The sequence below is a fragment of the Devosia aurantiaca genome (genome assembly GCF_011058215.1).
Taxonomy (GTDB): Bacteria; Pseudomonadota; Alphaproteobacteria; order Rhizobiales; family Devosiaceae; genus Devosia; species Devosia aurantiaca.
The window spans coordinates 316,209-339,638 of the sequence record NZ_JAALFG010000002.1 but is presented as its reverse complement, the minus strand read 5'-3'; the positions used below and the strand labels follow the sequence as shown (position 1 = coordinate 339,638).

The window sequence follows — 23,430 nt, the reverse complement described above, 5'->3', positions numbered from 1 at the left end:
TCCATCGGATCAGGTCAACCTCGTTTGCCTGGGTGAGCTTAGCCAAGTGGCGGAGGGCAAGCCTCTCGCCCCACTGCACCCAGGTTGGTCGAGGTCAAAGTCCAAGCAGAATTCTGAAATCGAGCTGTACCCGTGCCCAGTCGTGTGTTCGAACGTGCTATCGGTCTCAAAATAGCCGTGCTCGATGACGATTGCCTTGGTGACGACCGGGCGAGCGACATCGGCGCGCTGAGGTCGCGCCGCGTGTTTTTGCCATCGCTGCACTCAAGGAGAAAGCATTCGTGATTGGCAGCGATGACTTGAAGTGAACGCCATTCCACCGGATGCGAGCCAGCGGCGTGACGCCGTACTCGTGGGTTGCTATCTTCGAATAACTAAAATGATCGTGCATCAATTGCTCCCGTAAGAGGAAGCTTTGGCGTGGGGCTTGCGCGAACGAGGCTAGGCTGACGAACCACTGACTGTCTGAGCGCCAAGCACCTGGACCGGACGTCTAAGCCTTCATCAGCCAAATAGTGTTCGATCTAGAGCCCGAAATCGATGAGGTCGGCAAGCTTGAGGCGGTGCTGAACGGGCATGGCAATGCCAGCTGCGCCAGAGGTTCTACGCCGTCGAATATTCGTCTCGGATGATCCGCTCTCCGCCGTGCTGTATTAGACCCAGGCGATGGCGCTATCCGACGATGGCAATACGCTGAATATGGAGAGGGCGGTCGAGCTGCTGGCGCCGAGTTAAGTGGCGCAAAACGGCAACAACTGGGCTGACCTTCCGCCGCAGCCACATTTACGCCTTGTTAATCCACCGTGCGAAGCGCATGACATGCCATCGTTGAGGGGTCTCATATGCGCAAGTTTCTTATTTCGATGGCCGCGCTCAGCGCTGCGATCGTCCCGGCTGCTGCAGCCGATCTATATCTGCCAGCACCAGAGGAGGTAATGGGTTACGGTCCTCCTGCCGTGAGCGGCATCAACGGCAAGGCTGAAATCCTTGGCGGTTTCCGCGATTTCGATGGCGAGGACAGCTTTATCGGCGCGATCGGCGGTACCGTGTCCATTCCTGTTGGCCACAGCTTCGGTGTCCAGCTCGATGCTGCGGCTTCAATCAGCGATGACGACACCGCAGTCGGTGGCGTGATCCACGCCTTTATGCGCGATCCTTCGTCGTACCTTATCGGCATCACCGCAGGTGTCGTCCGTACTGACAGCGGCAATATCCTGAGCGCTGTCGGCGCTGAAGGCGAGCTCTATCTTGACCGCGTCTCGCTTGAAGCTTGGGCTGGTTATGCCCGCCTAGACTATAATGATGATTTCGCCATCGATGATCTGGACGGCGGCTTTTTCATTGGCGACGTCGCCTGGTATGCCAATGACAACTGGCGTCTGGCGATCGGCGGCTCCTACATCCTCGAAGAGGCTTCGCTTAACTTGTCGACGGAGTACCAGTTCGATACGCTGCCGTTCTCGGTCACTGGTCAAGTGAGCTTTGCCAAGGGCGACAACATCACGGCAACCGTCGGCCTTCGCGGCTACTTCGGCGCTCCCACTGATCGCAGCCTTATCGAACGTCACCGGCAGGACGATCCTCGGAACCGGGGTCTGGAGCTGATTGGCGAGACTTCTAGTCAGATCTTCGAAACTCCGGCAGAGGTTTCAGAGCCACCAATTGAGGAACCCGAGTTTCCACCTGTACCAGAGTGTCCTCCAGGCTCGACCTTGCCATTCCCTGCCTGTTTTCCTCTGCCTCCGCTGTAACCAATCAATTCGTGTCGGTTAACAAAGGCCCGCCTCTGGCGGGCCTTTTTATACCTATCATTAATAGAGGCCGCCATGGCCTTTCCAAACGTGGAGGCGGTTCTTTTGACGACAAGCCAAACGATCTGGTTGGCATGCGCTGCTTAGCGTCCCAGGCGAGACGCCCGTCTGAAGAAACGACCTAGTCATGTGATTGTGGCGACGATTGCCACAATTCGCGAACGCGTCTATCAGCGATGTATTGATGGGGAAATTCATGAAACTAGTTCTTACGTCGGCGGCGGTTTTTATCGCTCTTGCCAGTTCAGTAAATGCTCAGCCGATAGAGTATGTTCGCGTTTGCCCGATTTACGGCAGCGGCTTCTTTTACATCCCGGGCACAGAGCGCTGCATCAAGCCAGAAACTGGCGAGATCCGTTACGAGACAGCAAATGGTACCGTGTATGAGCTTTCAGCGTTAGCACAGGACGCAGAAGCCGCCCAAACGGCGGCTAACCGCGGATTGGAAGGCGCGGCAATAGCTTTGACTATGCCAGAAGCTTCAGTAGCGGCTGGAAAGCAATTTGCTGCCGCGGTCAATGTGGGTGGCTTTGACGGCAAGGCCGCTGTGGCCGGTAGCATGGCTTATCAGGCGACAGACGCACTGACTTTAAATGGCGGTGTCGGCCTTGGGCTGCAATACGGCACTGTCGGCGCTAAGGGTGGCGTCAACTTTTCCTGGTAGGTGGTCCCGGTGTACTTAAGATCAATCCTGCTGGGCATATGTGCCGTCACGTTGGCTTCAGCATCTGGCTATGCCGCTCCAGTCGAGTATGTCAGGGTCTGCGATATCTTTGGCGCCGGCTTTTACTATGTTCCCGGCACCGAAACCTGTCTTAATGCAGCCACTGGTCAAACCAGGATAGCGACCGCGGGTGGGACGATTGTGGCAGACAGCGCGCTCAAGGCCGAAATTGACCAGGCTATGGAAGATGCGCAGCGGGCGCTGGAGGGCGTCGCGGTGGCCCTGGCCATGCCGACGGCGAGGGTTGCCTCTGGCAAAACATACGGCGCAGCATTCAACTTGGCCGTCTTTGAGGGAAAGGTTGCTGTCGGTGCGGGAGCGGCGATGAAGATCGACGACACCTTTAGCCTTGATGGGGCTGCAGCGATTGGCCTCCAGCATGGCACTGTCGGCGTAAAGCTTGGGTTGACCGGACGCTGGTAGAGCAAAATCGAAGCGACTTGGCTCGTCGTTGAGTGAAAGCAGGGCTAGGTAGATGATTGAACAGCGACGATGGGTCAAGAAAGCATTTCGCTATCCTCGGCAACGTTAAACGCAATCTGTAGTCGCAAATTTTCATATGCCCCGCTTTTGCGGGGCTTTTTCTTTCAGCAAGATGGAGGCCATCATGGCCAAGAACAACTTCGCGGCGGGATTGCGGAGCTTGCGCATGAGCGTGGCTATGTTGACCATCCGTCCGATCCGGACGGTGCAACCAATCTGGGGACTACGCACGAGACGCTGGATCAATAATGCAAATTCTGCGGAATCAAATCCAGCAATGTTGAAAGCCGTGAGGCTAACATGCTTGCCCGCCCCCAAACGGATGCGATCGAGGACCTCAAAAGGCTATTACCGCGTCACTAGATCAACTGTTTCTCGTCGCTGCCAAATGAACTGGGCAGATGACGTTCTATCCTAATTGCCATTACTCGCTTTGGCGGCGATCACCGGACGGTCAGCGCCTAAGCGTGCAATGCTTGTACCTGCGTGCTCACACGCAGATATAGACGTTTAGAGTGAAGTAAACGTTTTATCGCGCAGTCTCGGCTATTGAACGAAAGAGATCTCAGAAGGAAATCTTCGCCTTTAAGAACGGTCCATGAGACCAGATGCCTTCTGCATCACCGCCAGGAAAATTGCTAACATCGCTAAAGTGTTCGCCACGGTACCCAATGGTTACAGTCGCATTGTTGGCAATGTGGTAGTCGAGGCCAATAGACGTTTCCAGATTGACCACGGTCTCCGAAACTTCGCTTTCGGTGGTAGCCGGACCGCCACCTGTGTCAATTGTTGTCGTTTGTTTGGCTGTGCCGAAAATAACGGCCCCCGCAACTGATCCTGATACACCGAACGGTGTGTCGCTGAAACGCTTCGCAAGATCTAGGCCGAGGCGAGGGCCGATGCCAAAGAATTTGCTATCTATGGCTGCGCTGTTGTCAAAAGCGCCGGCCTTGTCCTCGGTCGCCGAAAATGAATTGTCAGCGTACATCCCTCTGGCGCCGCCAAAGATTCGAACATCAAGGTTGTCGTCAAGCTCAGGAGCGTAGCCTACCTCTACATCCATCGTTGTGATGTCTAAGTCAGTCGATATGACGCCGTCATTGCCGGGGATTGTAATGTTGAAAGGGGGCCCGGAATTGCGAATGAGCCGTCTGGCTCGCTGTACTCACCACTACCAGGGGAAAGAGATGTCATCGAGAAACCAGCGCCGATATCCCAATTGGTATCGACAGGTACGCCCACGAACAGCGAGCCAAATCCACCGTTCATGTTGCTGAGATTGAAAGTGTCTGCTGTTGTCTGACCAAGCACAAAAGCTTCTGCACCAGAATTTTTGCTTAGGGCTAGCGCCCCGGTGGCCTCGATAGATATGCGGTGATCTTGGCCAAGCGTCGGCACTGCAGTCATAATTGTCGCGATTGAAGCGGCAAGAGCGATAAGGCGTTCGATTTTCATCTGCGTCCCCTAGATGTTGCCAATACATGCCACGCGCTAGAACTTTTCGCCAGACCTCTAGAATGGCGGAGTTAAGGTAAGTCTGTCCTGTTGCAGAAATGCTTACAGATTCATCACAGAACTTTTTCTTCCAACAGCAAGCACACCAGTCTCTCGCTTGAAGTAGGTGCGCTTGCCTTTGTTGGCATCACGTGCAGCTCTGATAAGCGACCTGGTCAGCGAAGGGTCAGAAGTTATGACAACTGTGAGTGCAACAGCATCTGTAGGGCGATTAAATATAGGTGTTAAAGGACCATCGTCCTGTGACCATGTCCTTGCGATATCTGCATCCGTTGGCAGCCAACCGAGGTAGCCACAGAGGCGCTTTTCTCTGATCGTCGCGAAATGGTGCTGGTGGCGAAGCTGCATCCTAATCGCCGCGCTTATCTTGCCGAGTTCGTACAGCATGAACGGTTCTGACTTCGAGAGGAGGTCCAGCACGAGGCCCAACGACTCGAACGAATTCGGAAGCTGTACGACCTGAAAGTCTGCGGACATGAAAGCTCCTGCAAATAGGGCCGTTATAGCGGTTTTTGAAGCCCTACGGAACAGTTAGGTAAAACTGTTATAGGTTATTTGTTCCTTGTTTGTTCATGTTTTAGAATTCGGCAACTTGCCACTCCGGCACGGGCACAACGCCGAGCCGAAACAAGTTAGAAAAATCATGTTCATTAACGTGGCCGTCGCGCTGGGGTTCGTCGGCCGGCCCTTGGATTGCCCCCGCTGTTGAATTCTTGGTTAGAAATGTGCTTCTCATTAACAGCGTGTAAGCGTAAGCATTTTCAACCGGCTGTGCTTGCTGGGATTAACGGAAACAGGCTTTAAGTTGTCGAGACTTGTCGTGTCCCAAGAGACCGTCTCTCCGCTCCGAAATGTCAGGACCAGCGGGTTTTCGCCGGACACCGAATAGGTTCCAATAGGTACCCGGCCCAGGATAGAGATGCTGGTCATCCTCACGCCATCCAGTTCCAATTTCAGGTTCGCATCTGAACAAGTTTGACCGTTGGCGGCCCAGATACCCGTATGGGGATATGTAGGCGCAAGCCCAGCAACACCAGTAACAGCCGTTGGAGTGCCGGCCAGAGACAGGTGTAAGGCTAGAACACTTACACCCAAAAGAGTCGCACAAGCCCCTGCAACTAACCAAGTCAGCCACTTAGGTTGCTGAGACGAAGGTGGCGCCACGCTTAGTGAGGCCAACCCTTTCCTGCCAAACGTTGCCGGCCTTGCCTTTTGCATCCGTCTCGCCTCCATACTCTGACCGAGTAGTTAGGCACGTCGGCCTTAGAAAGTGTGAATTATTAAGAGCAATATATGGCGAGCGCAGTGAGTCGGCTGCAATCGTGATTCACTGCAGTGGTAGTTGATCATTTAAAATGACCCTACAAGACCAACTGTTCAACAAGGCGGTAAACTGAAACGAAATCGTCAAATCGCGCGACACGGAATAATCCCCAGTGAGCAGCTAATTTTTTGATCGTTGCAAGGGGTTCGATGGTGCCGGCAGCAGGGTTCGAACCCGCGACCCCCTGATTACAAATCAGGTGCTCTACCAACTGAGCTATACCGGCATGGGCTGGGCTGTAGCATTGTTGGGTGACAGGCGGCAACCTTCGGGCTGGCGGTTGTCCAGAACTTTTATTCTGCTGTAGGGCGCCGAGACGCATCAGGGCGTGGCTCCAACGCACAGCAATTGGAGAGCTTTCGCAAGAGCGGCAAAGTCGCCGCACAAATTTGCCCCAAGCCCTTGTAACTCTAGCGTTTCCGGCACTTTCGGGGTTGCCGGAAGCCGGTGGGCGGGGCTACCTACGGCCAGTTTTTGCGAGGCTCGGACCGTGCACGCCAATCGTCTCACTCACCTTCAGGCTCTTGAGGCCGAAAGCATCGAAATCTTGCGCGAAGTGGCCGCGAGCTTCGAGCGGCCGGTGATGATGTATTCGATCGGCAAGGATTCGAGCGTGCTGCTGCATCTGGCGCGCAAGGCGTTTTTTCCGAGCAAGATCCCGTTCCCGCTGCTCCATGTCGACACTACCTTCAAGTTCAAGGAAATGATCGCGTTTCGCGATCAGACGGCCAAGGATTATGGTTTCGAGTTGATCGTGCATACGAACCAGGACGGCGTGCGCGATGGCATCAATCCGTTCGATCATGGCTCATCGCGCTATACCGACATCATGAAGACGCAGGCGCTGCGGCAGGCACTCAATGCCGGCAAGTATGATGCGGCGATCGGCGGAGCGCGGCGCGACGAGGAGAAGTCGCGGGCCAAGGAGCGCATTTTTTCCCACCGCAACGCCAACCATGCGTGGGACCCGAAAAATCAGCGGCCAGAGCTTTGGCGCACGTTCAACACGCGGCTCAATCCGCGCGAAAGCATGCGCGTGTTCCCGATCTCCAATTGGACCGAGCTCGATGTCTGGACCTATATTTACTCCGAGCAAATCCCGATTACGCCACTTTATTTCGCCCGGCCGCGGCCGGTAGTCGAGCGCTCCGGTACGCTGATCATGGTGGATGACGAGCGGCTGCCGCTCGCGCCGGGTGAGACGCCGCGGGAGGAAGTGGTGCGTTTCCGCACGCTCGGCTGCTATCCACTGACCGGCGCGATCCGCTCGGACGCGGCTGATCTGCCATCGATCATCATGGAAATGCAGGCGTCCCGCACTTCGGAGCGCGAGGGGCGGCTGATCGACAGCGACAGCGTCGGCTCGATGGAAAAGAAAAAGCAGGAAGGCTATTTCTGATGAGCGCAGCGATGGCTACGCCCGATACCGATCTCGACCTTTGGCTTGCACAGCAGACCGACAAGTCGCTGCTGCGCTTCATGACCTGCGGCAGCGTCGATGACGGCAAGTCGACGCTGATCGGACGGCTGCTCTATGACAGCCAGCAGGTGCTCGACGACCAGTTGGCGAGCCTCAAGAAAGAGTCGCACAATCGCACCGTAGGCGATGAAGGCATTGACTTCTCCCTGCTGGTCGATGGCCTGACGGCCGAGCGCGAACAGGGCATCACCATCGATGTTGCCTATCGTTTTTCTCGACCGACAAGCGCAAGTTCATCGTCGCCGATACGCCAGGCCATGAGCAATATACCCGCAACATGGCGACCGGTGCGTCGAATTCCGAATTGGCGCTGGTGCTGATCGATGCGCGCAAGGGTGTGCTGACGCAGACGCGGCGGCATTCGTTCATCCTGTCGTTGATCGGGGTGAAGCATGTGGTGCTGGTTGTCAACAAGATCGACCTTGTGGACTACGATCAGTCCGTGTTCGACCGCATCGTGGCCGAGTATCGCGCCTTTGCTGAACCGCTGGGTTTCAAAACCTTGGAGGCAATTCCTGTCTCTGCGCTGCGCGGGGACAATATTCTTGCGACCAGCGAACGGATGCCTTGGTATCGCAGTACGGCTTTGGTGCCTTACCTCGAAGGCATCGACGTGGCCGAGGATCGGACGTCGGAAAAGTTTCGCTTTCCGGTACAGTGGGTTAACCGGCCGAACCTCGATTTCCGGGGCTTTTCCGGAACCGTGGCTTCTGGGACCGTAAAGGTTGGCGACGAGGTGCTTATCGCGTCATCGCGCAAGCCGGCGGCCGTAAGAAGCATCGTCACCATGGATGGTGAGCTTGAGCGGGCGATTGCCGGGCAGGCCGTGACGCTGGTGCTGGATCGTGAAGTGGATGTCTCCCGGGGCGATGTGCTGTCGCATGCGGGTGAGACGCCGGAATATTCCAATCAGTTTCAAGCGCGCCTCGTCTGGATGAACGACGATCCGGCCTTTCCGGGCCGGTCGTACCTGCTCAAGATCGGCGCGCAGACGGTGCCGGCGACGATCACGGATCTCAAATACCGGACCAACGTCAACACGCTTGAGCACACGGCGGCGACCAAGGTCGACCTCAATGAGGTGGCGACCGTCACCATCGCGACCGACAAGCCGATCGCCTTCGACCCTTATACAGCCAATGCGCTGACGGGCGGGTTCATTCTCGTCGATCGACTGAGCAACGCCACGCTGGGGGCAGGGACGATCGAGTTCGGCCTGCGCCGGGCGCAGAACCTGACCTATCAGAGCTTCGACGTAAACCGCGATGTGCGGGCCCGGATGAAAGGGCAGGCGCCGCGTATCGTCTGGTTCACCGGGCTTTCGGGTTCGGGAAAGTCGTCGATCGCCAACATTCTCGAGCAGCGACTGACGGCCGAGGGGCGGCACGCCTATATCCTCGATGGCGACAATGTCCGGCATGGGCTCAACAAGGACCTGGGCTTTACCGAAGCCGCGCGGGTCGAGAATATTCGTCGCGTCGCCGAAGTCGCCAAGCTCATGGCCGATGCCGGGCTGATCGTACTCGTGTCGTTCATCTCGCCCTTCGAGAATGAACGGCGGTTGGCGCGCGAGATTGCCGGCGATATCGACTTTACCGAAGTCTATGTCGACACACCGCTCGAAGTCTGCGAAGCGCGCGACCCCAAGGGGCTCTACAAGCGGGCCCGGGCGGGCGAGATCAAGAACTTCACGGGGATCGACTCGCCGTTCGAAGCTCCGACCGATGCGGAAGTGGTGCTGCATGGCGCCGACGCGGAGCCTGCGGCTCTGGCGGCGAAGCTAAAAGACTGGCTTGAGCTCTAGCCAGAATGCTTATTGGAGCCAACGGCTTGGCCGAACGTTCATGTGCTGCCGGCGCACGGCCGGCAGTTCGAAAGCGTCGTCATGTTCCGGTCCCGAAAGTCTGAAGCGCACGGCCGCTCCTCCAATCCCGCAAAGCAGGAAGAGCCGCGCAAGCGGAGCCGTCTCCTTGATCGATTGATGCCGCGGCATGCCGCTTTCGTCGTCGGCTTGATCCTGGGTGTCGTGACCTTTGCGGTGACGTTTTTCATCACGCCGCAGAATTCGGTGAGCCTTGGCGCCAACGGGCTCTTTATTGGGTTCCTCTTCGTTACCTTTCTCAAGATGCCGCATCTGACGGCAGACTATCTGCGCAAGCACGCTAGGGAGGAGGATACGCCGCTTGTCGGCATTTTCCTGATCGTGCTGCTGGTGCTGGTAGCGTCGCTGGTATCGCTGTTTCTGGCGCTCAGTGGCGGCCAATCGCCGGACCCGTTCGAGGTGGCTGACAGCGTCACATCCGTAATCCTGGGATGGTTCACCGTCCAGGCCATGGGCGCGTTGCACTACGCCTACGAGTACTATCAGGTGGACGAAGCACCAGAGGGCGAAGAGGTCACAGGTGGCCTCGACTTCCAGGGCGACGACGACCCGGACGGCTTCGACTTCGTCTATTTTTCCTACACGGTGGGTACGTCGGTCGCGACATCGGATACGAAAATCCTGACGCACAAGATGCGGCGGCTCGTGACCGTGCATCTGGTGTTCTCGCATCTTTTTAACACCATCATCCTTGCAGCAGCGGTCAACGTGCTGATCAGCCTTGGGGGTGGCGGCGGCTAGCGGTTGCGGGATTGGCGGCGTCCATGGCATCTACAGGTCAAACGACCAGGAGAATCCCATGAAGACCCGCGCCGCCGTCGCTTTTGCCGCTGGCAAGCCGCTCGAAATCGTTGAGGTGGATCTGGAGGGCCCCAAGGCCGGCGAGGTCCTGATCGAAATCAAGGCGACCGGCATCTGCCACACCGATGATTTCACCCTCAGTGGCGCCGACCCGGAGGGTCTGTTCCCGTCCATTCTCGGCCATGAGGGCGCAGGTGTGGTCGTGGATGTCGGGCCGGGCGTGACCTCGCTCAAGAAGGGCGATCATGTCATCCCGCTCTACACGCCTGAATGCCGCGAATGCTATTCCTGCCGGTCGGGCAAGACCAACCTTTGCACCGCCATTCGCGCGACGCAGGGGCAGGGGCTGATGCCGGACGGCACCTCGCGCTTCAGCTTCGAAGGCAAGCCGATCTTCCACTATATGGGCTGCTCGACCTTTTCGAACCACACCGTGCTGCCCGAAATCGCGGTGGCCAAGATCGATGCCTCGGCGGCCTTCGACAAGGTCTGCTATGTCGGCTGCGGCGTCACCACGGGCATTGGCGCGGTGATCAACACGGCCAAGGTCGAGATCGGCGCCACGGCTGTCGTGTTCGGGCTCGGTGGCATCGGCCTCAATGTCATTCAGGGTCTGCGGCTGGCGGGCGCGGACATGATCATCGGCGTCGACATCAACAATGCCAAGAAAGAGTGGGGCGAAAGGTTGGGGATGACGCATTTCGTCAACCCTACGGAAATCGACGGTGACGTCGTCCCCTATATCGTCAACATGACCAAACGGCGGGGCGACCTGATCGGCGGCGCCGACTACACGTTCGACTGCACCGGTAACACCACGGTTATGCGTCAGGCGCTTGAATGCAGCCATCGCGGCTGGGGCAAGTCGGTGGTGATCGGTGTTGCCGGGGCGGGCAAGGAAATCTCGACCCGCCCGTTCCAGCTGGTCACCGGTCGGACCTGGATGGGCACCGCCTTCGGTGGCGCCAAGGGCCGCACTGATGTGCCCAAGATCGTGGACTGGTATCTCGATGGCAAGATCGAAATCGACCCGATGATCACCCACACGCTGCGGCTCGAAGACATCAACAAGGGTTTTGACATGATGCATTCGGGCGAGAGCATTCGGAGCGTGGTGGTTTACTGAGGCGACCCCCACCCGGCCTCCCCCGTAAGGCGGGGGAGGAGCGGCATCGAGTTAGCTTCGGGTCTTCGACCTCCACCAGCGGTGCTCCTCCCCCGACTAACGGGGAGGCCGGGTGGGGGTCATTCATTGAATGAGCGAAATGCGTCCCACCATCTTTGTCGATGCCGATGCCTGTCCCGTGAAGGACGAAGCCAAGCGGGTGGCGGAGCGGCTTGGTTTGGTTGTCGTCTTTGTCAGCAATGGCGGGGTGCGGCCGTCGCGCGATCCGATGGTCAAGGTTGTGGTGGTGCCGGCGGGTGCTGATGCTGCGGACGACTGGATCGTTGATGAGGCGCAGCCCAACGACATAGTTCTAACCGCCGACATTCCGCTGGCGAGCCGGGCAATCGACAAGGGCTGCCATGTGCTGGGTTTCACCGGCAAGCCGTTTACGCCGGCCTCGATCGGAATGGCCTTGGCGATGCGTGACCTCAAGCAACACCTGCGCGAAACCGGCGAGATCAGCGGCTTTAATTCAGGCTATCGACCTGCCGACCGCTCGGCCTTCCTTGCCGCTCTCGACACTCTCGGTCGAAAGGCTATCGCCGCAGCGGGTAAGTAGTTCTTAACCGATCGGGAGCGGAATATTAACCACAACCGTAAATAGTCGAGCACAGTTGTTGATGTGTTTCGGGTGCTGTTGTGCGGTTGTTGCGTACGCTTCTTCTTGCCGGCGTTTTGGCGGCAACGGTGACCGGCTGCTCGAGGCCTGTAAGTCCAACGGACACGGCGTCTCCCAGTCTCATGTCCTATCACGACAGCGGTGCTGAGCTGCGGCTTGACGCAAATATGTCGGCCATGCCCCGTCACATACCTTCCACCGGCGCCTCGGCCGGGCGTACACTGGCGGTGGCCTCCACGTCCGAGATCATCCTTCGCCCTCGCGAGGTGATCCTGACCTTCGATGACGGGCCGCGCGCTGGCAAGACGCCGGCCATCCTCGACACGTTGGAAGAGTACGGCGTCAAGGCAACCTTCCTGATGCTGGGCTCGGCCGCCAAGGCCAATCCGAAGCTTGCTCGCGAGGTCGCGGAGCGCGGCCATACGGTCGGCAGCCATACCTATGATCATATCGATCTCAACACCGTCAGCCGCCAGGAAGCGCTGAACGAGATTGCACGCGGCGAACAGGCCGTGGCCGACGCTTTGGGTGGCGCCGGGCAGGCGCTCTCGCCCTTTTTCCGCTTCCCCTACCTGTCGCAGACCGGCTTTTGCGCACCAACCTTCTCACCGGCAATATCGTGGTCCTCGATGTCGATATCGACAGCAAGGACTATTACAAAGACAGCCCCGAGACCGTGGCGGCGCGAACGCTGGATCGGCTCGATGCCCGTGGCAGCGGCATCATCCTCTTCCACGACATTCATCAGCGCACGGTCGACATGTTGCCGGGCTTTTTGGCCGAGCTTGAGGCGCGTGGCTATTCGGTCGTCCGGCTCGCGCCCAAGAACTTGGGTCTATTCGACCGCGACGTGATCACGGCGCAGGCGGACGTGCTCGAGGGGCGGTAGCGGCTTCTTCGCCAAGACGCGCCAGATAGTCGCGCAGCAGCGTAGCCCGACGTGGGCGAAAGCTTTCGCCGGTGCTGGAGAGAGCACTGATCCGCGCCAGGTGGAACATGCGGAAGTCGTTGCGGAGGCAACACCAGGCCAGGGCGGTCAGGACGCGGTCGGTGTAGACGATGGCGAGCGGCAGGATGCGGCGTTCGCTCCAAGCGCCGCCCTTGTCCTCATAGTGGATGTCGAGCGCCTGCTCTTCCAGCACGCCTCGCGAACCGCTTCGACATTGCCGATTTCGGTGTAGCGGGCATCGGGCCGGTAGACTTGGGAAATGGCATGAAACAGCTGCTGCTCTCGACCGTCCGGTAACGTAGCCGCTACCTTTGCCAGAACGGAAGCAGCGGCCTTGGCGAGTGCCGGATCGCCCATATGGCTGACTTCGGCAAGGCCCAGTGCGATGGCCTCGATCTCGGTGCGATCGAAGGTTTGCGGCGGCAGCGCATAGTCTTCAACAAGCCGATAGCCATAGCCGCGTTCGCCTTCGATGCGGGCGCCGGCCGCGCGCAGGCTCTCGATGTCGCGATACAGCGAACGCAAGGAGACATCCATCTCCGCGGCAAGGCGCGACGCGGTGATGGGTGGAGCCATCATGCGCATGGCTTGCAGCAGGCGGAACAGGCGATCGGAGCGGGACATGTCCAACTGTCGGAAACTGGCAGTTGGGGAGGTTTATACCAGATGCATCACCGGCGCCAACAGGAGCATCCCACATGGCCATCACCACCACCACGCACCTCAACTTTCGCGGCCAGGCTCGCGAGGCTTTGAGCTATTACCGGTCCGTCTTCGGCGGCGAAGTCAGCCTATTCACCTATGAGCAGGCGCAGCGCGCGAAGAGCCCGGCCGAAAACGAGTTGATCACCTGGGGGCAGGTGTTGTCCGACGCCGGCTTCCACGTCATGGCCTATGACGTGCAGCCGGAGCGGGACTGGTCGCCGGGCACGATCCCGTTCTTTGTTTCGGTGCGCGGCCAGGATGCCGCTGAAATCCAGGGCTACTGGGACAAGCTGGTCGAGGGTTCGACGGTTGTCGAGCCGATCGGTCCGGCCGGCTGGTCGCCGCTCTACGGCATGGTCAAGGACCGGTTCGGGGTGACCTGGGTGCTCGACGTCGAGGTGGCCTACGCCGGCTGAGCTAGCGGAAGAGGACCTGCTCGATCATCGGATTGCGGAACTTGCCGTCCGGATCGAGCCGGTTCGCCAGAGCCACGAAGTCTGCGTGCCTGGGATAAAGCGCGCGGATTGCATCAGCTTCGATGGTGAAGACCTTGGCCCAATGCGGGCGCGGACGGAATGGGGCAAGGGCCTGTTCGACTGCCTTGACGGCGGCAATGGTGGCTTCCCATTCCGGCTTCCAGGTGAAGTGAAAGCCGATCGTGTCCTGACCATAGGCCGTGCTGAGCCAGAACTGGTCGGCTGCAACGGAACGGACTTCGGAGATGAAGAGGGCGCCGGAAAACTGGTCCTGCGCCGCGTGGAGGGCCTTAAAGGCAGCCTTTGCGTCCTCGCGGGCGACGAAGCATTCGGACTGGATCTCGGCGCCGGCCGAGGCTTTCTGCTCGATAGGAAAGTGAAAAAGGCGCTGATACCAGGGGCCGACGACGCCCAGCTGCACAGTGCTGGTGCTGCCGTCGAAATCGGGGATGGGGTGGAAAGCCCGATCAGCAGCGCGGGCACCGAGAAGCTCCGCCGATGGTTCGTCGCCTGAGCCCAGCGCCTTAACCCAGACCTGGTCGATAATTTCGCCCTGCCAGCGGGTAAAGAGGCTGACGCTATAGGCGCGCGACATCAGCGCGTCGAAATGGGTTTCGATCGCGGCGACGGGCAGGTCGAGATAAACGTTCTGGCGGATGTCGAAGGTGGGGATCAGCTCGAGCGTGATTTCCGAAACGACGCCGAGGGCACCGAGGCTGACGACAACGCCGTCGAAGTCGTCATCGCCGCGGCGGTAGGACACGATCTCGCCCGAGGCCGTGACGAGCTTCAGCGCGATCACGGAGGCGGCAAGGTTCTGGTTGGCATCGCCCGAGCCATGCGTCGCCGTGCAGACCGCACCGACCACGGTGATGTGGGGCAGGGAGGCGACGTTGCCCAGCGCATATCCGGCTTCGTGCAGAGCCGCAGCGATGTCGGCATAGGTGGCGCCGCCATCGACGGTGACGGTGTGCGCCGCGCGGTCGATGCGGATGACGCGCTCGAGGTTCGTTAGCGAGACGAGAGTGTCGTCAGTATCGGCGATGCGGTTGAAGGAGTGGCCAGAGCCGAGGACGCGGATCTTGGTGGCGCCGCGGACGATGTCCTGCAACTCAGCCACGCTGCGCGGCCGTGCGATCCTAGCCGGAGTGAAGGTGATGTTGCCGGCCCAATTGCGCAGCGGCTCGCTCATTCCTCGTCGTCCTCGACATCGGTAAGATAAACGGAAAATTCGAGGTCGATGCCGTACTGCGCGATCGCGGCGGCGGCATGGGCGGGGAGGCGCGCCGACATGGATTCGCCTTCGGCCGGGTAATCGAAAGCAATGTCGAGCACGGCGCGGCCGATGCGACGATCGGCCAGCATGGCGGCAATGGTCGCGCCGGAGCGGTCGGCGATTTCGAGGATGGCGCGGACCGGGTTATCGGCGGAGACGTCGATCTGGGCATAAAAGCTGTTGTCGGCGTCTTCGGGCTCGTAGCGAATGCTGAGTTGCTTCAGCGCAATGTCGAGTTCGGCCTGAGGCAGGGTGACGCCGGACAGGCGGAGGGCCATGGCGAAGGGCTCGAACGTGCTCATGACTGGCGCCCGGCTGTTGCCGCGAAGAGCGCGATGGCAGCGGCGTTGGAAACATTGAGAGACTTGATCGGGCCGGGCATGTCGAGCCTGACCATCTCGTCGCAGAGTTCGCGGGTGCGCTGGCGCAGGCCCTTGCCTTCGGCGCCCATGACGACGGCCATGGGGGTCGAGTCGGTGCGCGGGCGGAGGGTGGTTTCGGCTTCGGAATCAAAGCCGAGGACGGTCATGCCGCGCGCCTTGAGCTTTTCCAGCGCGTCGCCGAGATTGCGCACTTCGATCATCGGCACGAGGTCGAGCGCGCCCGAGGCGGCCTTTGCCATGACGCCGGTTTCGCGGGGCGAATGGCGGGCCGTGGTGATCACCGCATCAGCGCCGAAGGCGCATGCAGTGCGCAGGATTGCGCCGACATTGTGCGGATCGGTCAGCTGGTCGAGCACGACGACGAGCTTGGGATTTTCGATATCGTCGAGGCCAAAGCGGCTCACCGGATCGACCTCGAGCGCCACGCCTTGGTGCACGGCTTCGCCCCCGAGCAGGCGATCGAGCTCCTTGGGCGTCGTTTCGGTAACTTTGACGTTGCCGATTTCGCCCAGTTCTTTAAGCCGGTTCAGGGCGTTTGGCGTTGCTAGCAGGGCCTTCTTGATGCGGCCGCGATTGTCTAGCGCGGCACGCACCGTGTGGATGCCATAAAGGTATACCGGACCGGTATCGGGATCGTATTTTGGCTTGGGCGGAAACTTGTTGAAGCTCATGGCCGAGCGGTAGCGCTAACCGCTTCGATCCGCAAGCAGTCCCGCGCCTTTACTCTCTGCAAACCACGCCTTCAACCTGCCCGAAACTGGGTCATCCAAACGCCGTTGCACTCCCGGGAGTAAAGAGGGGGCTCTGGTGGACGAGATAGACGATCTCGACGCAAGGTTGCGGAAGTCGGTGCTGAGGCTGCGCGCGTGGCGCTGGATGTCTCGCATCACCGAAAATCCGAATGAGGTCGCAGCGCTGCTTTCGACGGAGGCGCGGTTTCTGATCGATCTCGGTCGCGAGCATCCTTCGCGGGCCAAGGAGATCGGCAGGCTCATCGTCGCTTATCATAACATGATCGTTGTTATGCAGCGCGCGGGCAGGGGAACAGGCCTGCCCTCACGGCAGGACCGATGCAGCCGCGTGAATTTTGTGGATGGTCAACAGCCTAGGTAGTCACCCTGAGCAATGTGGTTTGCAAAATGCCAGGGCGATTAGGTTTCGGTTAACTTGCCTTAAAGTATTCTGAAGCCGCCAATAAAGGCAGAAGGCCGGTTGTAGAGAGTAGGCCAATATCCGGGGTCGGTCTCGTATGCACGGTCGAAAGCTGAGTGATTCTTGGAAGCAAAGTCGCGTGGCGAAAACTGCTGCGGCGATCGCCGTTGCCGCAGTGCTGGCTGGCTGTGCCTCGACCAAGGAATTGCCCCCGAGCGAACCGCAGCTCGTGCGCGCCTCGAGTGCGGTGATCATCCCGCCACCGGGTGGTCCGGCTATCGTCAGCGTCGTCTCGACGACTTTCACCAACGCCGTGCGCCAGGACATTTTTCTGCCACCAATGCCCGCACGGCCGGCGAAAACAAGATGTCGGTCATCTCGTTTGCGGGCAAGGGCAGCGATGGCAGTGAATCCGGGCTACGGGACATTCCCTTTACCCAGGTCAACCTCACCGAGGAGGCGCTGGCCGCTTGGCCCAACACGGGCATGGCCGTGTCGCCGTTCTTTGTCCAGAATGCCTATGGTCCATTCGGCTATGCCATCGGCAAGCCGGGCAATGGCGACACCTGCATCTATGCCTGGCAGCGGATTGCGCCGGCATTGAAGCCATCCGGGGCAATCGACCGCGGCGCCGTCACCATTCGCCTGCAGCTTTGCCAGCAGGGCGCCAGCGAACAGCAGCTGGTCGAGGTGATGTACAAGCTACGGCTCGACGCCAGCCTCTTCCCGCCCGGACGCGCGCCGCTGGCGATCGGCGCCATCAATGCGCCGATCCGTCCGGTCGGGGCGGGAGGCTTTGCCGAGGTCATCCCGACGGCGGCACCGGTCGCCGCTCCTGCCGCCCGACCGCGCGCAGCGACGGTCCGCGCTGTGGCCACGCCTGCGGTGACAACGACACCGGCAGTGGTCGTTCCGACACCAGCGGCTGGCGCGCCGATTGTTCCCCCGCCTCCGGCTAGCGGCTCATCCTCGACGACGCCGAGCGGTCCCATTGTGCCGCGGCCGCCCGCAACATCGTCCGTCATCGTCCCGGCTCCGCCGAGCAGCGCGAATTAGGAGGCCACAATCAATAAGGTCCTGACCATTCTCGCCTGGCTCGTCATTTCCGTGGCGATCTTCCTGCTGATCACCATCCCAGTGAGCGTCCAGGTACATCTGGTCATGGCGGTCATGCTGCTTTTGGCGATGACGGTGATCAAGACGCTGCGGCTCGAAGGCAATTGGCGGCTGCTGTTGCTGACCTTCGGCACGATCATCGTTTTGCGCTATGCTTATTGGCGCACCACGAGCACCCTGCCGCCGCTCGACCAGTGGGTCGATTTCACCTTCGGCTTTATCCTCTATCTGGCCGAAATGTACTGCATCGTGATGCTGTTTCTCAGCCTCTTTGTGGTCATCAATCCCATTCCGCCACGGCCATCGAAGCGGCTGGCAAAAGACCAGCCGGTGCCCTTCGTCGACGTCTATATCCCGACCTATAACGAGGATTACGACCTTCTCGCCGGCACTCTGGCCGCGGCCAAGGCGATGGACTATCCGGAAGACCGCTTCACCGTCTGGCTTCTGGACGATGGCGGCACCGAGGCCAAGCGCAACCACTCTGACCCCGAGACCGCGGCGGTGGCACAAGAGCGCTACGAGCAACTGCAGCAGCTTTGCGCCGAGCTTGACTGCCGCTACCTGACCCGCGCGCTCAACGAGCATGCCAAGGCTGGCAATCTCAACAACGGGCTGGCCAATTCTACCGGCGAATTCGTCGCCGTGTTCGACGCCGATCATGCCCCGGCGCGCGATTTCCTTCAGGAAACGGTGCCCTATATGGGCGAGGACCCCAAGCTCTTCCTGGTGCAGACGCCGCACTTCTTTCTCAACCCCGATCCGCTAGAGCGGAACCTGCGCACCTTCGAGGTGATGCCTTCGGAAAACGAGATGTTTTATGGCGTCATCCAGCGGGGCCTGGATCGCTGGAATGCCGCCTTCTTCTGCGGTTCGGCGGCTTTGTTGCGGCGCGAGGCGTTGCAGGTCACCGGTGGCTTTGCCGGGCGGTCGATTACCGAGGATTGCGAAACGGCGATTGAACTCCATAGCCGCGGCTGGAACTCGGTCTATGTCGACAAGCCGCTGGTAGCGGGGCTGCAGCCGGCGACATTTTCGAGCTTTATCGGCCAGCGTACTCGCTGGGCGCAGGGCATGATGCAGATCATGCTGTTCAGCTTTCCGCTGTTCAAGCCCGGCCTCAAGCTCGTGCAGCGGCTGGCCTATATGAGTTCGGTGATGTTCTGGCTGTTTCCATTGCCGCGCATCATCTTTCTCCTCGCCCCGTTCTGCTACCTGTTTTTCGATCTCCAGATCTTCACAGCTTCCGGGGGCGAGTTCGCGGCCTATACGCTGACCTATGTGGTGGTGAACCTGGTCATGCAGAATTCGCTGTTCGGGCGCTGGCGCTGGCCATGGATTTCCGAGCTCTACGAATACATCCAGTCGGTCCACCTTTTCGGCGCGCTGGTCTCGGTGGCGCGCAATCCGACTAAGCCGACCTTCAAGGTGACGGCCAAGGACGAGAACGTCGACGTCTCTCGCCTATCGGAGCTATCGCGGCCGTTTTATCTCATCTTCCTGCTGCTGATCGTTGCGGTGCTGATGACCGTCTTCAAGATCGGCGCCGAGCCCTACCAGGCCGAAGTTACCATGGTGGTGGGCGGCTGGAATATCTTCAACCTGATCCTGGCCGGTTGCGCGCTGGGCGTTGTGTCGGAGCGGCGCGAAATTCGCGCCAGCCGCCGCGTCAATGTCGAGCGTCGTTGCGAAGTGCAAGGCGCAGACGGCACCTGGCAGAAGGGCCTGATTACTAATGTTTCGAGCGGCGGCATTGGCATTCGCGTCGGTTCCACCGTGGGCCTGACGCGAAGCATGCCGGCAAAGGTGCGGTTTTCGCCGCTGTCGGACACCCGCGGTCATAACGAGCTGTCGGTCTACATCCAGTCCACCTCAACCGAGGGCAAGGGCAGCGTGCTCGGCTGCCGCTACATGACCGAAAAGGGACAGGATTATCGCCTTATCGCCGACCTTCTTTATGCCAACTCATCCAACTGGCAGCAGCGGCAGCGGTCGCGCCAGGTCAATATCGGCATCATCCGGGGCACGCTCCGCTTCCTTGGCATCGCCCTCTACCAGACGGGGCGCGGTCTTGGATATTTCCTGCGCTTCGGCGCGGCAAAGGCGCAGTCCAATGAATAGGCGCTTTCTATCCATCGCATCCCTCTTGGCTACCGCTTCGCTGCCGGCCATGGCGCAGACACCACTGCCGTTCGACATGTCGCCGGAAAGCGATCTGGTCATTCCGGTGCCGGTTGCGCCGACGCCCACTCCGCAGCCGGCTGCTGTGGCGCCGGCGCCGGTCGTGGCTCCCACCTTTACGCGCTTCGTTTTGCCCGATCAGCAGATGCGGCTCGAAGGCGAAGAGGCGAGCCGTGCGGTCGTGGTCTACCTGACCGAAGAGCAGGCCGGGGCGGCTGCAAGGCTCGAGTTCTCCTATCTCAATGCCTTGGTAGTCGCGCCGGAAGTCTCGGCCTTGGCCGTTCGCATCAATGGCACCGAGATTGCACGGCAACCCATCGCCTCGTCCGCTTCGCCGTCGCCTATTTCGGTCGCGTTGCCCGCAGGGCTGCTGCGCGCCGGGGCCAATATCGTCGATTTCCGCGCCACCCAGCGCCACCGCACCGACTGCTCGGTGGGGTCCACATACGAGCTCTGGACGGAACTGGAGGAAGGCTCGGCGCGCCTGGTGTTCGATGCGCCAGCGTCCGGTCGCGTTACCCGGCTTGCCGACCTTGCCGCTGTGGGCGTCGATCAGGAGGGCAATACCAGGGTGCGCCTTTTGCAGGGCGCAGCCAACGATCCGCAGGCCGCCACTGCGGGGCTGCAATTGGCACAGCAGCTTGCCCTGGCGCTTCGGGTCGCCGAGCTTCAGATCGAAACCACGACGGCCTTGAGCAGCGCTTACGACCCCGGTGTTCTGGACGTGGTCATGATGCCGGCGAGTGCCCTGCCGGCCCAGTTTGCTTCGGCGCAGGCGCAGGCTTCGGCCGGTCCCCTGGCGGCGCTAGTTCCGACGGCAAATGGCGCCAATGTGCTGCTGGTATCGGGCCCCGACTGGGCTGCCGTCCGGCGGGCGGGCGACGCGCTCTTGGCAAGCGCCCCGCTGACGCCACAAGCGCCGCGCATCGACCTGCCGACACCGCACCCGATGATGTTGGGCGGGCAGTCGGTGAGCATTGCCGATCTCGGCGTTGAGACCATGGAGTTCAACGGCCGCCGGTATTACAGCCAGCTGCAATTCGAGCTGCCCTACGATTTTTACGCCTACCGTTATGGCGAGCTCGAACTGGTGCTCGACGCCGCCTATTCGAGCGACGTGCTGCCGGGCAGCGAGATCGATATCTACACCAATGGCAAGATTGCCTCGGCCACGCCGCTGTTGCGGACCGATGGCGGGCTTTTGCGCGACACGGTCATTCGCATTCCGATGACTAATCTTCGTCCAGGCCGCAACGAGGTCGCGGTCTCGGTCAACCTTCAGGCGCAAAGCGACAGCGTCTGCAGCCCCGGCTGGACCGGCCAAGCGCCGAACCGCTTCGTGCTTTCGAGCACCAGCCAGTTGCGCTTTCCGGACTATGCGCGCGCCGCAGCCATGCCCGACCTTCTGGTGACGGCCGGGTCGGGATGGCCTTATACGGGCACGCAACCCTCGCCGATCGTGGTTGGCAACGGAACCGACAGCTTGGTCAGCGCCATGCTGATGCTGTCCCGCGTTGCCGCAGCCTCAGGTCGGGTGCTGCCGGTGGATGTCGTGTCGCCTAACGAGCTTTCGCCGGAGCGCAATGCCTTGGTGGTGATGCCGCTCGGCGAGATGAGCCCGCCGGTGCTCTCCGCATCCGGCGTTGCTCCGGCTGCCGCGGCTGTCGCGCCTGCGGGAGACACGGTGTTGGATCAATTTGCCACCGAAGCACCGCCGCCGATCTGGTCGGGGCCGGTCAACTGGCTGGCCGAGCGCGTCGGCCTCGAGCCGGATGATCTGCGCATCCTTCCTGTGGCTGACACGCTTTATTCGGCAGCTCCTGGCGCGGTGGTCATGTCGCAGGTTCGGCGGCCGGAAGGCGGCATCTGGACCGTTTTGACAGGTGCTGACGCGCAGGCGATGCGCGAGGGCGCCGGGCGCCTGGTCATCACCGAGAACTGGCGCAGCATTGCGGGCCGCATCAGCGCCATTGCACCCACCGACCAGGGGGTGACGGTGGTGCAGGCCAACAACATGACGCTGGTGGAAACGCAGCCGTTTTCACTGCTCAACCTTCGGCTGATCGCCGCTAACTGGTTCTCAGGCAATATCCTCTACTTTGCCGCTGCAATTGCCGCCGGTGCCGTTCTCCTCATGCTTGCAAGCTCGTTTGTCCTTACCCAGCTCGGACGCCGCTCATGATGGCGCGTGTTTCCCTCGCGGCTGTGCTTTTGGCAGGATTGTCCATCATGCCGACCTTTGCGCAATCGGTGATCAACGCCAGTGAATGGCAGGCCTATCGCGATGCCTTTGTCGAGGGCACAGGCCGGGTCGTCGACGTCGCCAATGGCGGCATCAGCCATAGCGAGGGGCAGGGCTATGGCCTTTGGCTTGCCGTGCTGGCCGAGGATCGTCCGTCTTTCGAGCGCATTTTGAGCTTCACCCGCACCGAGCTGATGCTGCGCGACGATGGATTGGCGGCCTGGCGCTGGGAGCCGGACAGCCAGCCGCATGTACCCGATACGAATAATGCGACCGATGGCGACATGCTGATCGCCTATGCGCTTTACCAGGCGGGTGCGCTATGGACCGACAGCAGCTATACCGAGCAGGCGACAACGATGGTTCGCACCGTCGGGCGGAGCATGCTGGTGCAGGCGGATGGGCTTACCGCTATCCTGCCGGGAGCGCTGGGCTTTGAGGGAGATGGGCAGGGGCCCGTGCTCAATCTATCCTATTGGATTTTCGAGGCTCTGCCCGTATTTGCTCAGATCGATCCGGAAATCGACTGGGACGGCGTCTATCAGACCGGTCTCGAAATCGCGCGCCGTGCGGCCGTGTCCAAGGCGGGCATCCCGCCTGACTGGCTGGTGCTCGACGCCGGTGGAATGGAGCCGGCCCCGAATTTCGAGCCGGAATTCGGCTACAACAATATTCGCATCCCGTTCTATATGATGCGCGCCGATATCGATCCGGCCTATCTCGGGCCCTATCGCCGCAATGCGGATGCGGCGGGGCTCTACAAGATCAATGTGCGCTCCGGAGCGCGGATCGAGCCCATTGGCGAGCCTGGCTATCGCCTGATCCAGGCAGCAATGGAATGCATTGCTACGGGGAATGCCGTGCCGGAAGACCTGCGCACGATGTCGCCAACGTCCTATTATGCTGCGACGTTGCAGCTGTTGTTGCTCGACCATCTGCGCCGCAGCCATGCGGACTGCGTGGGAGGCACCGGCTGATGCGCGCGCTTCCTGTTATCGTACTGCTTTTGGCCACTGGCTTCGGCGTTTACTGGGTCGCAGGCGCTGGGGCTGCGCCGTCGATGTTCGATACGCCACAGCCATCGCTTGTGGCCCAGGCACCGGCTGCCACTGCACCTGTGCAAACGACGCTCGATACGCCTGC

The 23,430-nt window shown here is 60.3% G+C and carries 20 protein-coding genes, 1 tRNA gene and 4 pseudogenes; 17 read left to right on the top strand and 8 right to left on the bottom strand.

Features of this window, described 5'->3' with window-relative positions:
* Positions 1 to 842 precede the first annotated feature (842 nt).
* The 4 genes from G5575_RS09225 to G5575_RS21705 all read left to right on the top strand — a co-directional run bounded on the left by G5575_RS09225 (position 843) and on the right by G5575_RS21705 (position 3,267).
* Positions 843 to 1,751, top strand: a complete 909-nt coding sequence (locus G5575_RS09225) for a TonB-dependent receptor (protein WP_164534071.1) — start codon at positions 843 to 845, stop codon at positions 1,749 to 1,751.
* 256 nt (positions 1,752 to 2,007) lie between these two features.
* Positions 2,008 to 2,475: a YadA C-terminal domain-containing protein gene (locus G5575_RS09220; RefSeq protein ID WP_235935902.1), complete on the top strand. Its 468-nt coding sequence runs from the start codon at positions 2,008 to 2,010 to the stop codon at positions 2,473 to 2,475.
* Between the two features lie 51 nt (positions 2,476 to 2,526).
* Positions 2,527 to 2,958 carry a porin gene (locus G5575_RS09215; RefSeq protein WP_235935900.1) on the top strand — a complete coding sequence of 144 codons (432 nt, stop codon included), beginning with the start codon at positions 2,527 to 2,529 and terminating at the stop codon, positions 2,956 to 2,958.
* A 69-nt stretch (positions 2,959 to 3,027) separates the two neighbouring features.
* A complete protein-coding gene (locus G5575_RS21705) occupies positions 3,028 to 3,267 on the top strand; it encodes a glycosyl hydrolase 108 family protein (protein WP_328765947.1) in 240 nt (79 codons plus the stop codon).
* A 316-nt stretch (positions 3,268 to 3,583) separates the two neighbouring features.
* On the opposite strand, the gene G5575_RS09205 is transcribed toward G5575_RS21705, so the two are convergent.
* The 4 genes from G5575_RS09205 to G5575_RS09190 form a co-directional block, all read right to left on the bottom strand.
* Positions 3,584 to 4,081 carry an Lpg1974 family pore-forming outer membrane protein gene (locus G5575_RS09205; protein WP_164534068.1) on the bottom strand — a complete coding sequence of 166 codons (498 nt, stop codon included), beginning with the start codon at positions 4,079 to 4,081 and terminating at the stop codon, positions 3,584 to 3,586.
* Positions 4,082 to 4,092: 11 nt separating this feature from the next.
* Positions 4,093 to 4,473 (bottom strand): hypothetical protein, encoded by a 381-nt coding sequence (locus tag G5575_RS09200; protein ID WP_164534067.1) that lies wholly within the window; start codon positions 4,471 to 4,473, stop codon positions 4,093 to 4,095.
* A 102-nt stretch (positions 4,474 to 4,575) separates the two neighbouring features.
* Complete coding sequence (locus tag G5575_RS09195; protein WP_164534066.1) at positions 4,576 to 5,010, bottom strand: hypothetical protein; 435 nt, start codon at positions 5,008 to 5,010, stop codon at positions 4,576 to 4,578.
* 997 nt (positions 5,011 to 6,007) lie between these two features.
* A tRNA-Thr gene (locus tag G5575_RS09190) sits at positions 6,008 to 6,083 on the bottom strand.
* Positions 6,084 to 6,347: 264 nt separating this feature from the next.
* Here G5575_RS09190 and cysD point away from each other — a divergent pair.
* The 7 genes and pseudogenes from cysD to G5575_RS20275 all read left to right on the top strand — a co-directional run bounded on the left by cysD (position 6,348) and on the right by G5575_RS20275 (position 12,696).
* On the top strand, positions 6,348 to 7,256 hold the full coding sequence (cysD, locus tag G5575_RS09185; protein WP_328765946.1) for a sulfate adenylyltransferase subunit CysD: 909 nt from the start codon (positions 6,348 to 6,350) through the stop codon (positions 7,254 to 7,256).
* Positions 7,256 to 9,141, top strand: a pseudogene (gene cysN / locus G5575_RS09180) (sulfate adenylyltransferase subunit CysN). The gene cysD and the pseudogene cysN overlap by 1 nt, the downstream one beginning before the upstream one ends.
* 42 nt (positions 9,142 to 9,183) lie before the next feature.
* Positions 9,184 to 9,960, top strand: coding sequence for a DUF1345 domain-containing protein (locus G5575_RS09175; protein ID WP_164534064.1), 777 nt, complete (start codon positions 9,184 to 9,186; stop codon positions 9,958 to 9,960).
* Between the two features lie 58 nt (positions 9,961 to 10,018).
* Positions 10,019 to 11,146, top strand: a complete 1,128-nt coding sequence (locus tag G5575_RS09170; protein WP_164534063.1) for an S-(hydroxymethyl)glutathione dehydrogenase/class III alcohol dehydrogenase — start codon at positions 10,019 to 10,021, stop codon at positions 11,144 to 11,146.
* A 130-nt stretch (positions 11,147 to 11,276) separates the two neighbouring features.
* On the top strand, positions 11,277 to 11,747 hold the full coding sequence (locus tag G5575_RS09165; protein WP_164534062.1) for a YaiI/YqxD family protein: 471 nt from the start codon (positions 11,277 to 11,279) through the stop codon (positions 11,745 to 11,747).
* A gap of 182 nt (positions 11,748 to 11,929) precedes the next feature.
* A pseudogene (locus tag G5575_RS22170) lies at positions 11,930 to 12,376 on the top strand (polysaccharide deacetylase family protein); the annotation flags it as partial.
* Between the two features lie 20 nt (positions 12,377 to 12,396).
* Positions 12,397 to 12,696, top strand: coding sequence for a polysaccharide deacetylase family protein (locus G5575_RS20275; RefSeq protein WP_235935898.1), 300 nt, complete (start codon positions 12,397 to 12,399; stop codon positions 12,694 to 12,696).
* Here the strand turns inward: G5575_RS20275 and G5575_RS09155 are convergent.
* A pseudogene (locus tag G5575_RS09155) lies at positions 12,662 to 13,380 on the bottom strand (helix-turn-helix transcriptional regulator). The gene G5575_RS20275 and the pseudogene G5575_RS09155 sit on opposite strands and share 35 nt — an antisense overlap.
* Positions 13,381 to 13,454: 74 nt before the next feature.
* On the opposite strand from G5575_RS09155, the gene G5575_RS09150 reads away from it, so the two are divergent.
* Positions 13,455 to 13,877 (top strand): VOC family protein, encoded by a 423-nt coding sequence (locus G5575_RS09150; protein ID WP_164534060.1) that lies wholly within the window; start codon positions 13,455 to 13,457, stop codon positions 13,875 to 13,877.
* Between the two features lies 1 nt (position 13,878).
* On the opposite strand, the gene G5575_RS09145 is transcribed toward G5575_RS09150, so the two are convergent.
* From G5575_RS09145 to rlmB, 3 genes are read right to left on the bottom strand one after another with little or no spacing between them, the layout of a single operon-like run.
* Entirely contained in the window at positions 13,879 to 15,129 is a 1,251-nt protein-coding gene (locus G5575_RS09145) for an FAD-binding protein (RefSeq protein WP_164534059.1), read from the bottom strand.
* Entirely contained in the window at positions 15,126 to 15,515 is a 390-nt protein-coding gene (locus G5575_RS09140; RefSeq protein WP_164534058.1) for a hypothetical protein, read from the bottom strand. Before G5575_RS09140 ends, G5575_RS09145 begins: the two co-directional genes overlap by 4 nt.
* A complete protein-coding gene (gene rlmB, locus G5575_RS09135) occupies positions 15,512 to 16,267 on the bottom strand; it encodes a 23S rRNA (guanosine(2251)-2'-O)-methyltransferase RlmB (protein ID WP_164534057.1) in 756 nt (251 codons plus the stop codon). Before rlmB ends, G5575_RS09140 begins: the two co-directional genes overlap by 4 nt.
* Before the next feature lie 136 nt (positions 16,268 to 16,403).
* Between rlmB and G5575_RS09130 the strand changes: the two genes are divergently transcribed.
* From G5575_RS09130 to G5575_RS09105, 5 genes and pseudogenes are all read left to right on the top strand, one after another.
* Entirely contained in the window at positions 16,404 to 16,709 is a 306-nt protein-coding gene (locus G5575_RS09130) for a hypothetical protein (RefSeq protein ID WP_164534056.1), read from the top strand.
* Between the two features lie 136 nt (positions 16,710 to 16,845).
* A pseudogene (gene bcsN / locus G5575_RS09120) lies at positions 16,846 to 17,804 on the top strand (cellulose biosynthesis protein BcsN).
* 9 nt (positions 17,805 to 17,813) lie between these two features.
* Positions 17,814 to 19,985, top strand: a complete 2,172-nt coding sequence (gene bcsA, locus G5575_RS09115) for a UDP-forming cellulose synthase catalytic subunit (protein ID WP_164534729.1) — start codon at positions 17,814 to 17,816, stop codon at positions 19,983 to 19,985.
* Positions 19,978 to 22,227, top strand: a complete 2,250-nt coding sequence (locus G5575_RS09110) for a cellulose biosynthesis cyclic di-GMP-binding regulatory protein BcsB (RefSeq protein WP_164534053.1) — start codon at positions 19,978 to 19,980, stop codon at positions 22,225 to 22,227. The genes bcsA and G5575_RS09110 overlap by 8 nt, the downstream gene beginning before the upstream one ends.
* Positions 22,224 to 23,264: a glycosyl hydrolase family 8 gene (locus G5575_RS09105; RefSeq protein ID WP_207633079.1), complete on the top strand. Its 1,041-nt coding sequence runs from the start codon at positions 22,224 to 22,226 to the stop codon at positions 23,262 to 23,264. The genes G5575_RS09110 and G5575_RS09105 overlap by 4 nt, the downstream gene beginning before the upstream one ends.
* Positions 23,265 to 23,430 lie beyond the last annotated feature (166 nt).